Consider the following 15,811-nt stretch of genomic DNA (forward strand, 5'->3'; position numbering starts at 1 on the left):
CTTGGCAGCACTAAATTTCCAGGCTGCTGCCGCGTCTCTTTTTCAATAACACTAACTTTGTATCCAACATGAATTAGGGAGGGGAAATATGACCAAAACGGCAATTGTTACGGGTGGAACACGTGGTATCGGCGCTGCCATATCCGTGGCTCTGAAAGCGGCAGGTTACAAGGTCGCGGCAAATTACGCCGGCAATGACGATGCGGCGAAGAAATTCACGGAAAAAACCGGCATTGCCACTTATAAGTGGGACGTTTCCAATTATGAGGAATGCGCGGCGGGTATCGCCAAGATCGAGACCGATCTCGGGCCTGTTTCCGTGCTGGTGAATAATGCGGGTATCACCCGCGATGCCATGTTTCACAAAATGACCCCAGGCCAATGGGGCGAAGTGATCAATACCAATCTGACCGGCCTTTTCAATATGACCCATCCGGTATGGACGGGCATGCGTGACCGCAAGTTCGGCCGCGTGATCAATATCTCCTCGATCAACGGACAAAAAGGTCAGGCCGGGCAAGCCAATTATTCCGCAGCCAAGGCTGGTGACATTGGTTTCACCAAGGCACTGGCCCAGGAAGGCGCACGCGCCGGTATTACGGTCAACGCGATTTGTCCGGGTTATATAGGTACAGAAATGGTGCGAGCGATTGATGAGAAAGTGCTCAATGAGCGCATCATACCGCAGATTCCGGTCGGCCGTTTGGGTGAACCGGAAGAAATTGCGCGCTGCGTCGTGTTCCTTGCATCGGATGACGCCGGATTCATCACGGGCTCCACATTATCCGCGAATGGCGGGCAATATTTCAGCTGACCCGACGCAAATCAAAAGACGCCGCTGGCTGGAAACGGCCGGCGGCGTTTTCATTTTGCGGGACAACAATTCCAGAGTTTGCGGCCAAAAGTTAACAGCGGATCCTGAATCTTGTCCTATTTCGGCCTCCGGCGAGGGGTGATTGGTGCGACTCCTCGTTCTCATGCACAAGATGTAGCCGTGAACAAAACGGGAAAACGGATAAAGCGCTGATTCGTCGCTGATTCGTTCTGCCTTTGATCGGAGTGTTAATGAAATCGCTGCTCGCGGCGCCAGATAACTTAACTAAGTGTAAGGAAATATTACGATTTTCTTAATCGGGGAAAATCCTGCACTTCATTGGTCCATCGATGAAACCCGGAAAACCCAAAGGTTAATGCGGAGGAGCGGATTCGAATGATTCTTGCAATTGCCGATTCAGCATCTTGTGCGGCTCGTATCACAAAAAGCTAGATGTGGCCGTGAACAAAGCAGGAATCTGATCCTAGAGCTGATTCGTCGCTGATTCGTTCTGCTCGCGTTCTATTTCTTAATGGAACACTCCGTGAATCGGTTCGCAATTGTTTATCTTGAGGTCGCCGCATACTTTCTGTCTGATACCGATAATGCTATCGGATAGTGCATGCCCGGCATGCCTTGCTGGTTTTGGTAAGGCCGTCGTGCCGGTGTTGGATATTTTTGATGAACCTTATGCCTACCCCCGAACTTCCTCTGATCCTGAGCGGTCGTGACGTCACCGCCGTTCTGGGGCCGACGAACACGGGCAAGACCCATCTCGCTATTGAACGGATGCTGGCGCACCAGACGGGCATGATCGGCCTGCCGTTGCGCTTGTTGGCGCGGGAAGTTTACAACCGTGTCGCCGAGCGGGTGGGGCTGGCCAATGTCTCGCTGATAACAGGCGAGGAAAAGATCATGCCACCCGGTGCGCGTTATGCGGTGTGCACTGTCGAGGCCATGCCGCGTCAGACCGATGTGGATTTCGTCGCTATCGATGAGGTCCAGCTCGCCAATGATCTGGAGCGCGGACATATCTTTACCGATCGCATCCTGCACTTGCGCGGCCGTCAGGAAACGCTGCTGCTTGGCGCGGCCACCATGCGCGGGATACTGGAAAAGCTGCTACGCGGTATTTCCGTCGTCACCCGCCCGCGCCTGTCCAACCTGACCTATGCCGGTTCGAAGAAGATCACGCGTCTGCCTCCCCGCACTGCGATCGTGGCCTTTGCGGCTGATGAAGTCTATTCCATTGCCGAACTGATCCGCCGCCAGAACGGTGGTGCGGCTGTTGTCATGGGTGCCTTGAGCCCGCGTACCCGCAATGCTCAGGTGGAACTCTACCAATCGGGTGATGTGGATTATCTGGTGGCGACCGATGCGATCGGCATGGGTCTCAACCTCGACGTAGACCATGTGGCCTTCGCGCAGGATCGCAAGTTTGATGGCTATCAGTTCCGTGATCTGTCGCCAGGTGAAATCGGCCAGATTGCCGGCCGTGCCGGCCGGCATCTGCGCGATGGCACGTTCGGTGTCACCGGACAGGTCTCGGGATTTTCGGAAGAGTTGGTGCAACGGGTGGAATCGCACGCCTTCGATTCAGTCAAGATTCTGCAGTGGCGTACAGCCCGATTTGATTTTTCAAGTCTTGATGCCCTGAAGCGGTCGATCGACACACCCGCACCTGTGGAAGGGCTGACCCGCGCGTTGCCAGCGGTAGACCAGCAAGCGCTTGAATATCTGTCGAAAGATCCGGGTATCGCCTCGCTGGTCAACACGCCGGAACGGGTAGCGCTCCTCTGGGATGCCTGTGCATTGCCTGACTACCGGAAAATTGCGCCGGCACAGCATGCGGATATTATTGCTTCGATCTATACAGATCTCGTTGAACATGGTCATGTGAACGAAACCTACATGGGCGAACAGGTGCATCGGGCCGATACGACCGATGGCGATATCGATGCTTTGTCGCGACGGATCGCCCAGATCAGAACTTGGACTTTTGTGTCTCATCGGCCAGGATGGCTGGCAGATCAGGCACATTGGCAAGAAAAGACGCGTGAAATTGAGGACAGATTATCAGATGCACTGCATGAACGGTTGACGAAACGCTTCGTAGACCGCAGGACAAGCGTGCTTATGAGGCGCCTGAGAGAGAATACAATGCTAGAAGCCGAAATTAGCCCTGCCGGGGACGTTGTTGTCGAAGGGCACCATGTTGGACGTTTGGATGGATTCCGTTTCACGACGGACAGCCAGATTGATGGAACCGATGCAAAAGCCGTGAAGGCCGCTGCACAAAAAGCCTTGGCGACAGAGTTCGACAATCGCGCTGAGCGCTTCGCCGCTTCCGCGAATGGCGACTTTGCTCTGGCCTCGGACGGGACGTTGCGCTGGATCGGCGCTCCGGTCGCCTCCGTTGTCTCAGGCGAACAGCCGCTGAAGCCGCGCGCCGTGCTTCTGGCCGATGAGCAGTTGACGGGACCGGCACGCGACAAAGTCGCTGCCCGTGTTGACCGCTTCCTTGCCCATCATGTGGATACGGTTCTCAAGCCGCTGGTTGATCTTGCCAACGCCGATGCGCTGGTCGGGATCACGCGGGGGCTGGCGTTCCAGCTGGTCGAAAATTTTGGCGTGTTGCAGCGCCGCGATGTGGCCGAGGATGTTCGGGGTCTCGATCAGGATTCGCGCGCTGCCCTGCGCCGTCTGGGCGTGCGCTTCGGCGCTTACCATGTCTTCCTGCCCGCGTTGCTCAAACCCGCTCCTGCGGGTCTCCTGACGCTGCTGTGGGCGCTGAAGGAAGATGCCAAGGATCGCCCGGGCTATGGTGACGTGGTTCAGGTGCTTTCCGCAGGCCGCACGTCTGTCGTTACCGATCCGGCCTTCGACCCGGCCTTCTACCGGCTCGGTGGCTATCGGCTGCTCGGCCGCCGCGCCGTGCGCATCGATATCCTCGAGCGTCTGGCTGACCTTATCCGTCCGGCACTGGCGTGGAAACCGGGCGCCGGAACACGGCCTGATGGTGCTTATGACGGTACCCGTTTTGTTGTTACACCGGCCATGATGTCCATTCTTGGTGCGACAGCCGACGATATGGAAGAGATCCTCAAGAACCTTGGATATCGGTCGGAAGCAACCGATGCGGCTGTTGTATCGGCCAAAGTCGCCGAGCTCGATACGGTCGCACAGGCACCTGCTGCGCAGGAAGCAGGGGTTGCTGCGCCGGAAAGCACCAAATCCATTCCCGCTGCCGAACCGGTTGGTGATCCGATTGCCAAGCCAGCTGTCGAGGCCGCGGCGCCTGTAGAGGCTGTCGAAGAAGCGCCTGCGGCTGTTGCCGAGGTTGCTCCAGTGGCCGAAGAAGCACCCAAGCCGGTCCTTCTGTGGCGTCAGGCTCCCCGTTTCGAAGGCCGCAACAACAATCGTCGCCCGCAGGGTGGCCGTGAGAATCAGCGTGAACCGCAGGCCCGCAACGCCAATGGCAATAGTCAGGGCGAAGAGCGGCAGGACGGCCGTCCCAATCGCAATGCCGGGCCACAGGGTGAGCGTGGCGAGCGCAAGGATTTCCGGGGCAAGGGCGGTGGCAAGCCTGGCGGCGGCGACCGCTTCAAACAGGAAGGCGGCAAGCCTTCCGGTAAGCCCCAGCAGCATGGCAAGCGGCCTGAACGTGAAGAGCGTCCGGTCAAAATCGACATGGATTCTCCTTTCGCCAAGTTGCTGGCGTTGAAGGAACAGATGAAAAAGTGAGATCTTGCCTCTAAATGACGGGAAATGACCGGCAGCGCATCGACAAGTGGCTGTTTTTCGCGCGGGTGGTCAAATCCCGTTCCCTCGCGGCAAAATTGGCGTCGGGTGGCAATGTCCGGGTTAACAAGGATAAAATCGATCAGGCATCACACGGGGTCAAACCCGGTGATGTGCTGACGATCACGCTGGATCGGCGCATTCTGATCTATAAAGTCCTTTCCGGCGGTATCCGGCGCGGGCCCGCCGAAGAGGCGCGGACGCTGTATGAGGATATTTCTCCGCCACCGCCACCGAAAGACGCTATGAGCCGTCTGGATTTGCTGCCAAGGCGTGACGCCGGCAGCGGGCGCCCCACCAAGCGCGAACGGCGGGAAGTGGACAGGCTGATGAAGAGCCGGGACGATGGTTCCGAAGATTAGTTTGCGATAAAAAACACGGAAATATCGAAATTATCTCTAAAATCGTTGGTCGGGCTAAAATATTATTTCCGAAATACCTATATTGGAAGACAATGGTTGCTTGTCGGCGGGTCATCGCAATGCGATGAATGGCATTCTGCGGACTTGAACAATGGCTCGGTCCTGATGTGATGAAGACAATCCTTTTGCACGTCGAGATTTTTCGGGCCGCGTTCTGGTGCCGCAGTCCGTTTTTCCCCTCTTGTCAGGCCGGTGCCAAATCGTTACCTCAACCGCTGACACGCTGACTATGGTGTCTTCAGGAGCCAGTAAATGACATATGTTGTGACCGACAATTGCATCCGCTGCAAATATATGGATTGCGTTGAGGTCTGCCCGGTCGATTGTTTTTACGAAGGTGAGAACATGCTCGTCATCCATCCGGATGAGTGCATCGACTGTGGTGTCTGCGAGCCGGAATGCCCTGCCGAGGCCATCAAGCCGGACACTGAGCCGGGTTTGGACAGCTGGCTTCAGCTGAATTCGGAATACTCGGAAAAATGGCCGAATATTTCGGCAAAAAAAGATGCGCCTGGCGATGCCAAGGAAATGGACGGCGTGACCGGTAAACTCGAGAAGTACTTCTCTGCCGAGCCGGGCGAAGGTGACTAAACTTATTTGAGGCACCGCAGTCATGCGCAAGACTGATTTGCTCCGAAAATCAAGTCTTGCAATGCGTTTAGTTTGAGCTTGTGCAGCAAAAAGTTGATTCTGATCACTTTTCGTGTTATGGTCCTGCGATATGTTGATCATTGGACGTCAATTTCGTGGCGCTAAAGCATAAATCACCAATCGGCTAGATTTTTTCCGGACTTAACAGTTCAGGTTGAGGTTATTTGGTTTTGACCTATCCTGCTGTTTGGTCCGGATTGCTTTGCGTGAAAATATTGGCGGCCGACAAACCGGGTTCCGGTTTCCAGTGATTGGTTTAACCGGTGCGTTTTGCCGGGCGCAGCAGGGAGTAATGAAGCGCATGACAGCAGTTCCGCAGAAAAAGACCGCCCAGCGTATCGGATTCAAGACGGGTGAGTTTATTGTATATCCGGCTCATGGTGTAGGCCAGATCGTCAATATTGAAGAACAGGAAGTTGCGGGCCACAAGCTTGAACTGTTCGTAATTGACTTTCAAAAAGATAAAATGCGCTTGAAAGTACCGGTTGCAAAAGCAACCGCCATTGGTATGCGCAAACTCTCAGAAACAGATTATGTCGAACGTGCTCTGAAGGTCGTTCAGGGACGTGCCCGTATCAAGCGCACCATGTGGTCGCGCCGTGCGCAGGAATATGATGCGAAGATCAACTCGGGCGATCTGATTTCCATTTCGGAAGTTGTCCGCGATCTTTTCCGTGCTGACAACCAGCCGGAGCAGTCCTATTCCGAACGCCAGCTTTATGAAGCAGCGCTCGACCGGATGGCGCGTGAAATTTCCGCCGTTAACAAGATGTCGGAAACCGAAGCCGTCCGTTTGATCGAAATCAATCTCGCCAAGGGTCCCAAGCGTGGCGCGAAGACGGACGAAGCTGAAGCCGAAGCCGATGCAGATATTGCCGTTGAAGACGAACAGGAAGAAGCCGCATAAAAGCGGGTTCATCCATTTTAACAAAAAGCCCGGTTCTTCCGGGCTTTTTTGTTATTCGCTGATGATTTTCACTTTGTCGCCAACAGAAACCGTTCCGCCGGGAGGCAGGGCATTGATCAGCCGGAAGAGATCGAGCTTGCGATCCGTGCCCATGATCTGATTGGACAGGCTGGTGAGTGTGTCGCCTGATTTGACCGTGACCACCCGTATACGCAACGGCTTGATATTGGCCTTTTCCTCCGGCGTCAGCAGATGGAAACTTTGCGTGACCGTCTGTGCGGCCGGCATCAGGGCCGCGCTGCCGGTTGGCGCAGCCGTCAGGAAGCGATAAATGCGATCACCCGAATTCACGACAAAAATATCGAACTCCCAGCGGTCGGCCTTGGCTTTTGCCGTTGCCGCAGGCATGCCGTTGAACGTTGTCGCCTTGACGCTTGCATCATCCAGGCCTGTGACCCAGCCGCTGCGCATATAGTCGACCATGGATGTCTTGCCGGAAATCTGTGTTCCGTCAAAACGGATCGCGACTTCGCCGGGGCCTGTTGCCATGACGGCGGCCGCGGAATTGTCGATGACAAATCCATCCGGCACTGTGAAGCTGACGCCAAGCAGCGGGTGCACGAACGTACGGCCGCGGACATAACCTTCCTCAGGCGTGTCGCCATAGAGCAGCCCGTCAATGCCTTGCAGGAAAGAATCGCGGTCTGTCGTGCCGACGCCTGGTGCACCGATCTTGCGGGCGTGACCGCGTGCGAGTTCAATGCGCTGCGGTGCGGACGGGTGGCTCGCAAGGAAGTCGAGGCTGGCATCGGTCGCGCCGGAAACGTTGCGGAAGTCCGAATAGGCGGCCATCGATTGCAGAAAGCGGGCGGCGGCAAAAGGATCATACCCGGCTTCGCCGATCATCTTGATGCCGATGGCATCCGCCTGCAGCTCCTGATTGCGCGAGAACTGCGCCATGCGCAGCTTGCCGCGAATGAGGGCCTCGCGGCCCGCCTGATCATCCTGCAATACTTCTGACACGACGCGGCCCGCGATTACAGCCTCCGCCTCGCGCTGCTGGCGTTCGATACCATGATTGGCGATCACGTGGCCCATTTCGTGGGCAATGACCGCGGCAAGTTCCGCGCTGTCATTGGCCAGCGCGAGCAGGCCGCGGGTGACATAGAGATACCCCCCGGGCAGCGCGAAAGCATTGATGTTGGGCGAATTGAGGATGGTGATGCGATAGGTATGGGTCGGATTGTCCGATACGGTGGTCAGATTGCCGACCACCTTGGCAACCATGCGCTCGAGTTTTGCATCCTTGTATTCGCCGCCATAGGTGGCAAGGATGCGTGGATGCTGTTCGGCGCTCAGCTTTGCCAACCGGTCATTCTTCGATACATTATCAACTATGACGGGGCTTGATGATGGACCGAGCGCGTCTTCCTTCGTGACATTCAGCACCTGGCAGCCGGACAGAAAGGCAAGCAGCAACGTTGCCGAAGCCACAGTTGTGCCGCGTGCTGCCGGATAGAACCGTCGATTGCCGATGGGGAGAATGTGCGAGCCCAGAATCATGTCCTCATGTCGTACGGCGCCAGTGCCCGCGCTAAAACCAAGTTCTCACTCGTCTTTTGCCTGCGGAATCGGCGTGCTTACTTTCTAGCTAGCCCGTTGAGCAGGCAGGAGCAAGAATTTCATTGATTTCTTATGAGAGGCAATGAGTACAAAATATGTCAAAGTGATAACTCTTGCGAGCCGAGATATTTTCGCAACAGAGAGGGCCCCCTGTCGGAGAGCAAGTCCCTGGCGGGCCCGGATGCCGCCACATGGCCATTTTCGAGAAAGAACAAAATGGATGGCAGACGCAAAGCCTCTTCCGGATGATGCGTAACCATCACAATAGTCATCCCAGTATCGCCTTGTAACTGGCCAATGAGATCAAGCATTTCCTGTCGTAGCGCCGGGCCAAGGGAAGCAAAGGCCTCATCGAGCAACAGTACAGGCCGGTTGCGCACCAAAGCGCGGGCAATCGCAACGCGCTGGCGCTCGCCGCCGGAGAGTGCCTGGGGCTTGCGCTTCTCCTTGCCTGCGAGGCCGACCTTTACGATGGCATCGTGAATCGCGCTTTGATCGGCTTCATCAAGGCGAAGGCCGGGTTTGCGGCCAAGCCCGACATTGGCGGCAACGTCGAGATGGGCAAAGAGGTTGTTGTCCTGAAATACCATTGAAACCGGACGCCTGGACGGGTCGACGTTCGTCATGTCCTCGTTATCGATCAGTATACGGCCGGAGAGGGGGGATTCGAAACCGGCAATGAGGTTGAGGACCGTGGACTTGCCTGCACCGCTCGGCCCGATGATGGTGGCGATGGATGACGGTTCGATGGCAAGGTCGAAACGCATGGCCATATCACCATAATCGAAGCGAACGGCATCAAGCCGGATCGCGGCTCCGCCTGTCGTCTTGTGCGCCGGTCGTTCAATCATCTGTTCTGCCGTCCTGTCTGGCGAGCCTGGTCGCACCGCGGTCTGCCGCGAACATCAGCAGTAGGCACAAGACTCCCAGGATCAGGGCCAGTCCTGCTGCATCCTGTGTGCGATAACTGCCCATCCGTTGCAAGAGCAGGAATGGCAGCGTCTGGATGGAATCATTGCCGAAAAGCGCGATGGTTCCAAGATCGCCGAGGGACAGGGCCATGGCAAAGGCGAAGGCAACACCCATAGGCAGGCGCAAAGCTGGTCCGTCGATCAGCCGCAATCGATTCCAGCCGGAAATGCCAAGCTGGAGGCAAAGCCGGTTGTGACGGCTTGCGGCCGTATCCCAGGCGGGGCGCAGTATGCGGAAGGCAAAAGGCACCGCCATGGCGGCATTGACGCAGATGACCATGACAGGAGCGAGGCTGAACGGGTTGATCGCGTGGCGCGACAGGATAAACCAGCCGGCACCGATGACGATAGGGGGCACAACCATGATCAGACTTGCACCCAGATCGAGTCCGCGTTCAAACGGGCCGGGCGAGGCTGCTTGTCTCCGGCTTTGCTGATATTCCCGCGCCATGACAAGTGCGAGCGAAATCAGCACCGAGAGCAAGGCGGCACCTGCGCCAAGCACGATGCTCGTGAGAATAGCGCGCCAGACGATGAATTCCGTCATTAACCGCAGCAGGTCGGCACCAAGTCCCGAAACAAGTGTTCCCGCCATGGGAAGGCCCACAAAGAGCAACCCCAGCACAATAATCGTCGTGTTGACGAATCGTGTTGTCCGGCCTGGGCGCTCGAAGCGTCGCGCCGTTGTCTGGAGACTGAAACCTTCCTCTGCCGGCCTGCCCGTCAGACTGAGCAGCAACAGGATCGCAATGGTCAAACCCAGCTGCAGAAGTGTGAGCGATACCGCGCGGGCAATATCGAAATCGAAATGCAGGGACTGGTAAATTGCAACTTCCAGCGTTGTTGCACGTGGCCCGCCACCCAGGGTCAGGACGATCGTGAACGACGTAATGCAGAGCATGAAGATCAATCCGGCAATTCCGGAGAGGTTGCGCCGGATGACGGGCCATTCAATCAACCGGAACCGCGCCCAGCTGCCCATGCCCAATTGCGAGGATAGTTTCCAATAATCCGCCGGAATGGAATCGAGACTTGCCAGGACGAGCCGCGTCGCCAGCGGCAGATTGAAGAAGACGTGGGCCAGAAGGATTCCAGTGAGGCCGTAAACATTGGGTATAGCGTCAAATCCGAGCCTGTTGAGCCCGAAGGCAAGCAAGCCATTACGGCCATAGACGCTGGTAATGCCCAGAACGGCCACGAGCGCGGGCAAAGCCAACGGCAAGGCAAACAGGCGCAGAATCAGCGCGCGGCCGGGGAAAGCCGGATGTTCATGCAGGGCGCGGGCCACGGGAATGGCGAAGGCGATCGCCAGCAACATGGACAGGAGTGCCTGCATGAGTGTGAAGCGTGCGACGCGCCACAAATAGCTGTCGAATGCGGCAAATCCCTCGGTACTGCCCCGCAGCGCTTCAACTGCGAGGCCGAGAAGTGCGCCACCCGCAAGTGTCGCCAGAAAGGCAAGGGCGGTTGCCCCGGCCCATGGTTTCAGGGTGCGGGTGGCTGCCACCGTATTACAGACTCATCGCCGCGAGCCATTCATCGATCCAGGCTTTACGGTTCTTGGCGACTTCTTCGGCGGGGAAGACCAACGTCTTGACCGGCTTTACAAGGTTTTCGAAGGCCGGATTGAGTGCGTCAGTGGTCTTCGCCGCAGGGTACATCCAGTTGTTTTCAGGAATGGTATCCTGAAATGCCGGGCTGGTCATGAATGTCAGGAATTGCGCCGACAGCGGATTTTTTGCACCGTTAACGGTCTGCGCGGCCACTTCGACCTGCAGATAATGACCTTCGCTGAACGAGGCGGCCCGGTAGCGATCCACACGCTCGGCAATCAGGTGATAGGCCGGAGATGTGGTGTAGGACAGAACCAGCGGTGCTTCGCCCTTGGTAAAGAGGCCATAGGCTTCCGACCAGCCGGGTGTGACGGTCAGGACCCGGTCCTTCAGCTTTGTCCAGGCTTCGCCCGCCTTGTCGCCGTAGACCGATTTGACCCAGAGAAGCAGGCCGAGGCCGGGCGTTGAGGTCCGGGGGTCCTCAATCACGATCTTCTGTTTTGGATCGCCTTCGACCAGTTCTTTCAGGCTTGCAGGCGGATTCTTCAGTTTTTCGCTATCATAGACAACACCGAAATAGCCGTAGTCATAAGGGATGAAGATATCGTCCTTGTAGCCGCCGGGAATATTCACGGCGCTGGTGTCAATGCCATGCGGCGCGAAAAGATTGGTTTCCCTGGCCTCATAGGTCAGGTTGGTATCGAGGCCGAGAACTACATCCGCCTTGGTGGTTTCGCCTTCAAGTTTGATGCGGTTAAGCAGGGCGACACCATCGGCAACCGGCACAAATTCCACCGTGCAGGTGCATTGTTTTTCAAAGGCCTCTTTGACCTTCGGCCCCGGACCCCACTCGGCGGTGAAGCTTTCATAGGTGTAGACGGTGAGCTTGCCTTCGGCGCGCGCCACGTCAAGCGGCATGATGCCGAGCACGGCCAAAACCGCTGCTGTCTTTACAATAGTCTCGAATGGCCGCATCGGCGCCTCCTATCGTTCATGGTTCAAAAGGATTGGTGCGCCGGCAAATCTGCCGCGTCTAATCCCTCCGCCGGTACAAGCCGGATCAGGTTCCGCGGGTTGGCAGGGTTTCCCCTTGCGCCTCTCAGCCGGTCGATGAGACCGGCACCCCGTTAGAGCATCTCAAGGATAGAGATTCGGCCGAGGCGGTGCAAGCGGTGGATGCTTATGAAATCTTTATGTTTTGCCGACTTTGCCAAATCGAATGCTGACATGTTCAGCCGTATCGTCCGCCGCGAAAACACCCCCATCCGTATTTTTCCGACGAAAGGATCAATCATGTTTCGCGGTCATGGCTTTTATCATTCCAGTGTCAAGGTTCAGCCGAGTGCAGTGGCCCGGAATCCGCGCCAGCATCCAATGCGTTTGCGCTCCCGCCGGCAGAAGTTCATACCAACGCTCTATCCGAGTCTGTTTCTTGCCATGGGCGTTGCCATTGCCGGCATCGCTGCGATAGCGCTTGGACGATTGGTGTAAAGCCCGTGCACACAAGCTCTGTGCGACCGGCTTTTGCCATGCTATGGCCGGTGCATGAGCAAATTCGTTCTTCTTCTCGGCGGAACCGTTCACGTCACCGACCGTCTCCGGCATCTTGTGGCCGGCGCGCGCATTCTTGCGGCCGATGGCGGCATCGCGCATGCGCAGCCTTTGGGGCTTGAACCGGAATTGTGGTTGGGCGATTTCGATTCAACGTCGCCCGAGCTGGCCGAACGCTATGAACACGTGCCACGTTCGGTATTCCCCGCTGCCAAGGATATGACTGACGGCGAACTCGCGCTGAACGAGGCCTATCGGCTGGGCGCCACGGAAGTGATTCTCTGTGGCGCGTTTGGCGGCGAACGCACCGATCACACCCTGTTGCATCTGACCATGGCGACCCGTTATGCCGCTGAAGGGCGAAAGATCATTCTGTCCAGCGGGACCGAGGAGGCACATCCTTTGGTTGCAGGGTCTTACGCGTTCGATTTTGTCGATGGAACACTGTTCAGCATTGTTGCATTTACGTCCCTGCGTGGATTATTTATCCATGGTGCGCGGTGGCCGCTGGAAAATATGGAACTTTCTTTCGGTTCATCGCTTACAGTGTCGAATGCCGTGTGTGGAAAACTCCACGTATCGCTTCATTCAGGCAAAGCAGTCCTGATTGCTGCACCGTAAAATTGCGAAACGCTTGTAAAACAAAGCGGAAAATGCAATTCTTGGCGCACAGCATTGGGGACGCAAGCTGGTTAGTTTAGTTTTGAAACGGGAGAGGTCTTCCATGTTGAAAAGTTTGTCGACAGTAGCAGTTGCCGCAATTCTGGCATTTTCGGTAGCCGGCTGTACAACGAGTGAACAGCGCACGGCGGGTTATGGTGTGGGCGGTGCAGCACTTGGTGCTTTGGCTGGTGGTGCAATCGGTGGTGGCCGTGGCGCGCTCGCCGGTGCTGCCATCGGTGGTGTTGGCGGTGTCGCTGTTGGTGCCGCAACGGCCAACAACAATGGCGGCGGTCGTCGTTACTGCACATACGAAAACCGTTATGGCGAACGCTATCGCGCGCCTTGCCGCGGATATTAATTTTTCCCATCAGGGAAAGTGGAACAGGCCGGGAAACCGGCCTGTTTTTGTTTGAGCGGCTGCCCGACAGATCGGCGATCTTTGTTCTGCCGCATTAGGCCCGCACGATATGGCCGCTATATTCATGTTGAGAGGATTTACGATGAGTTTTCGTTTAACCGCGATTGCGGTTTCCGCGCTTCTGGCCATGTCACTGGCTGGCTGCGAAACGAGCGAACAGAACCAGCGTGCCGGGACGGGCGCGTTGATCGGCGGTGGTGTTGGTGCTCTCGCCGGACAGGCGCTCGGGCATAATACCAAGAGCACCGTAATCGGTGCGGCCGGTGGTGCGCTTCTTGGTGCTGCTGTCGGTACCGCAACGACACCAAGCGGTAGCGGCAATGGCAATCAGAATCTTTGCCGTTATCAGCGGCCTGACGGCAGCATCTACAACGCCCCTTGCGAAGGCAATGGTGGTCGTGGTGCCGCCTATGGCGGTAACAACAACGGTTATGACAACGGCGGCTATTGAGCGGCACGTTGCTGAACTGATGCAGACAGGCCGGTTTTCCGGCCTGTCCTGTTTTATGCCATAAAGATATTTGACAGCGGCGCCAATCTCGCCGACAAGCGCCCGTCGGCACTGATGTCCGGCGATTGCGCTCATTTTTCAGAACTGAAAAACTCCATGGCCCCTCCACTTCTTCGTCTTGACCGGATTGCACTGACGTTTGGCGGCACACCGCTTTTGAGCGATGCGGCAATCTCCGTCAGCGAGGGTGACCGTATCGCCCTTGTCGGCCGTAACGGATCGGGCAAGTCGACGCTCCTCAAGATCGCTGCGGGTTTCATTGCCCCGACCGATGGCGAAGTATTCCGTCATCCCGGCGTGACCATCCGCTATCTCGCCCAGGCGCCTGACATGGAGGGCTTTGCCAATGTCCGCGACTATGTCGAGGCGGGACTTGGACCGGCGGATGACCTTTATCGTGTAAGCTATATTCTTGAACATCTCGGTCTGACCGGCGAGGAAAAACCGGACAATCTGTCGGGTGGCGAGGCGCGGCGTGCGGCACTGGCCAAGGTTCTTGCACCGCAACCGGATATCCTGCTCCTCGACGAGCCGACCAACCATCTCGATCTGACAACCATTGAATGGCTGGAAGGCGAATTGCGGCAGATCCGCTCCAGCATCGTGGTCATTTCCCACGACAGACGATTCCTGGAAAACATCAGCCGCTCGACCGTCTGGCTCGATCGCGGCGTTACGAAACGACTTGATCAGGGCTTTGGCGCCTTCGAGGAATGGCGTGACAAGGTACTTGAAGAGGAAGAGCGCGATCTGCACAAGCTCGGCCGCCAGATCGTGCGTGAGGAACATTGGCTACGCTACGGCGTTACGGCACGGCGCAAACGTAACATGCGGCGTCTCGGCGACCTCCAGACCATGCGCGGGGAATTCCGCAATCATCGCCGCGCGCAAGGCACTGCTGTCCTGAAGGCCAGCGACGCCAGGGAATCCGGCAAGCTGGTCATCGAGGCTGAACATCTCGTCAAGGGCTACGGGGATCGTGTACTCGTCAAGGATTTTTCAACGCGCATCCAGCGCGGCAACTGTGTCGGCTTTGTCGGTCCCAACGGTGTCGGCAAGACTACGCTCCTCTCCATGCTGACGGGCCTGCTCGCACCGGACAGCGGTTTCGTGCGCCTTGGCACCAACCTTGAGATCGCCGTACTGGATCAGAAGCGCGACAGTCTCAATCTTGACCAGACGCTTTCCGACTATCTGACCGATGGCCGCGGCGAGAATGTCATCGTCAACGGTGAGCAGCGCCATGTGGCGTCCTACATGAAAGACTTTCTGTTCCAGCCGGAGCAATTGCGCACCCCGATCCGTGAGTTATCCGGCGGCGAGCGTGCCCGGCTCATGCTGGCACGTGTATTGGCACGCCCGGCCAATCTGCTGGTGCTGGACGAACCGACCAATGATCTTGATATGGAAACGCTCGATCTTCTGCAGGAGCTGGTTTCCGGTTTTGCCGGAACGGTACTCCTGGTCAGCCATGACCGCGATTTCCTCGATCGTACCGTAACATCGGTGATCGCACCGGAAGGCGACGGGCGCTGGCTCGAATATGCCGGTGGCTACACGGATATGCTGGCGCAGCGCAAGGAAGCACTGGCGACACGCAAAGAGCTGAAAACGGCCAAGTCACCGGCTTCTACCGAAGCCACGGGGGAGAAACCCGCCGTGCAGCGCGAGGAAAAGCGCAAACTTTCATACAAGCAGAAATTCGCGCTGGAAAACCTGCCGGGCAAGATGGAAGCGCTGCACGCAGACATCCACAAGCTTGAGGCAAAGCTCGCTGATCCCAATCTCTTTGCCAAGAATCCGCAGCTCTTCAACAAGACCGTCGAGGAGATCGGCAAGAAGCGCCACGATCTTGAACGTTTCGAGGAAGAATGGCTGGAACTTGAGATGCTGCGCGAGGAAATCGAGGGTTAGGAGAGGTAAGCC

General features: G+C 57.0%; 14 protein-coding genes and 1 riboswitch. Of the genes, 10 read left to right on the forward strand and 4 right to left on the reverse strand.

What is annotated here, in order from left to right; all coding sequences use genetic code 11:
- The first annotated feature begins 88 nt into the window (after positions 1 to 88).
- The 5 genes from FHW16_RS08970 to FHW16_RS08990 all read left to right on the forward strand — a co-directional run bounded on the left by FHW16_RS08970 (position 89) and on the right by FHW16_RS08990 (position 6,595).
- Positions 89 to 814: a beta-ketoacyl-ACP reductase gene (locus FHW16_RS08970; RefSeq protein WP_182548714.1), complete on the forward strand. Its 726-nt coding sequence runs from the start codon at positions 89 to 91 to the stop codon at positions 812 to 814.
- Positions 815 to 1,495: 681 nt separating this feature from the next.
- Positions 1,496 to 4,558: a helicase-related protein gene (locus FHW16_RS08975; protein WP_182548715.1), complete on the forward strand. Its 3,063-nt coding sequence runs from the start codon at positions 1,496 to 1,498 to the stop codon at positions 4,556 to 4,558.
- A gap of 14 nt (positions 4,559 to 4,572) precedes the next feature.
- On the forward strand, positions 4,573 to 4,977 hold the full coding sequence (locus tag FHW16_RS08980; protein WP_182548716.1) for an RNA-binding S4 domain-containing protein: 405 nt from the start codon (positions 4,573 to 4,575) through the stop codon (positions 4,975 to 4,977).
- 312 nt (positions 4,978 to 5,289) lie between these two features.
- Positions 5,290 to 5,628: a ferredoxin FdxA gene (gene fdxA, locus FHW16_RS08985; RefSeq protein ID WP_182548717.1), complete on the forward strand. Its 339-nt coding sequence runs from the start codon at positions 5,290 to 5,292 to the stop codon at positions 5,626 to 5,628.
- A gap of 352 nt (positions 5,629 to 5,980) precedes the next feature.
- Positions 5,981 to 6,595, forward strand: a complete 615-nt coding sequence (locus FHW16_RS08990; protein ID WP_182548718.1) for a CarD family transcriptional regulator — start codon at positions 5,981 to 5,983, stop codon at positions 6,593 to 6,595.
- A 51-nt stretch (positions 6,596 to 6,646) separates the two neighbouring features.
- Here FHW16_RS08990 and FHW16_RS08995 read toward each other — a convergent pair whose 3' ends face one another.
- The 4 genes from FHW16_RS08995 to thiB form a co-directional block, all read right to left on the reverse strand.
- A complete protein-coding gene (locus FHW16_RS08995) occupies positions 6,647 to 8,074 on the reverse strand; it encodes a M48 family metalloprotease (protein ID WP_246711699.1) in 1,428 nt (475 codons plus the stop codon).
- A 242-nt stretch (positions 8,075 to 8,316) separates the two neighbouring features.
- Entirely contained in the window at positions 8,317 to 9,069 is a 753-nt protein-coding gene (gene thiQ, locus FHW16_RS09000; RefSeq protein WP_182548720.1) for a thiamine ABC transporter ATP-binding protein, read from the reverse strand.
- On the reverse strand, positions 9,062 to 10,696 hold the full coding sequence (thiP, locus tag FHW16_RS09005) for a thiamine/thiamine pyrophosphate ABC transporter permease (RefSeq protein ID WP_182548721.1): 1,635 nt from the start codon (positions 10,694 to 10,696) through the stop codon (positions 9,062 to 9,064). Before thiP ends, thiQ begins: the two co-directional genes overlap by 8 nt.
- 4 nt (positions 10,697 to 10,700) lie before the next feature.
- Positions 10,701 to 11,660: a thiamine ABC transporter substrate binding subunit gene (gene thiB / locus FHW16_RS09010; RefSeq protein ID WP_246711700.1), complete on the reverse strand. Its 960-nt coding sequence runs from the start codon at positions 11,658 to 11,660 to the stop codon at positions 10,701 to 10,703.
- 102 nt (positions 11,661 to 11,762) lie between these two features.
- A riboswitch (TPP riboswitch) is annotated at positions 11,763 to 11,879 on the reverse strand.
- A 45-nt stretch (positions 11,880 to 11,924) separates the two neighbouring features.
- Between thiB and FHW16_RS09015 the strand changes: the two genes are divergently transcribed.
- The 5 genes from FHW16_RS09015 (at position 11,925) to FHW16_RS09035 (ending at position 15,799) form a co-directional block, all read left to right on the forward strand.
- A complete protein-coding gene (locus FHW16_RS09015) occupies positions 11,925 to 12,233 on the forward strand; it encodes a hypothetical protein (protein ID WP_182548723.1) in 309 nt (102 codons plus the stop codon).
- 54 nt (positions 12,234 to 12,287) lie between these two features.
- Positions 12,288 to 12,914, forward strand: coding sequence for a thiamine diphosphokinase (locus FHW16_RS09020; RefSeq protein ID WP_182548724.1), 627 nt, complete (start codon positions 12,288 to 12,290; stop codon positions 12,912 to 12,914).
- Between the two features lie 103 nt (positions 12,915 to 13,017).
- Positions 13,018 to 13,314, forward strand: a complete 297-nt coding sequence (locus tag FHW16_RS09025) for a hypothetical protein (protein WP_182548725.1) — start codon at positions 13,018 to 13,020, stop codon at positions 13,312 to 13,314.
- Positions 13,315 to 13,456: 142 nt separating this feature from the next.
- A complete protein-coding gene (locus FHW16_RS09030; RefSeq protein ID WP_246711638.1) occupies positions 13,457 to 13,825 on the forward strand; it encodes a YMGG-like glycine zipper-containing protein in 369 nt (122 codons plus the stop codon).
- A gap of 156 nt (positions 13,826 to 13,981) precedes the next feature.
- Complete coding sequence (locus FHW16_RS09035; protein WP_182548727.1) at positions 13,982 to 15,799, forward strand: ABC-F family ATP-binding cassette domain-containing protein; 1,818 nt, start codon at positions 13,982 to 13,984, stop codon at positions 15,797 to 15,799.
- Positions 15,800 to 15,811: the final 12 nt, after the last annotated feature.

Source organism: Phyllobacterium myrsinacearum (assembly GCF_014138285.1).
Taxonomy (GTDB): Bacteria; Pseudomonadota; Alphaproteobacteria; order Rhizobiales; family Rhizobiaceae; genus Phyllobacterium; species Phyllobacterium myrsinacearum_A.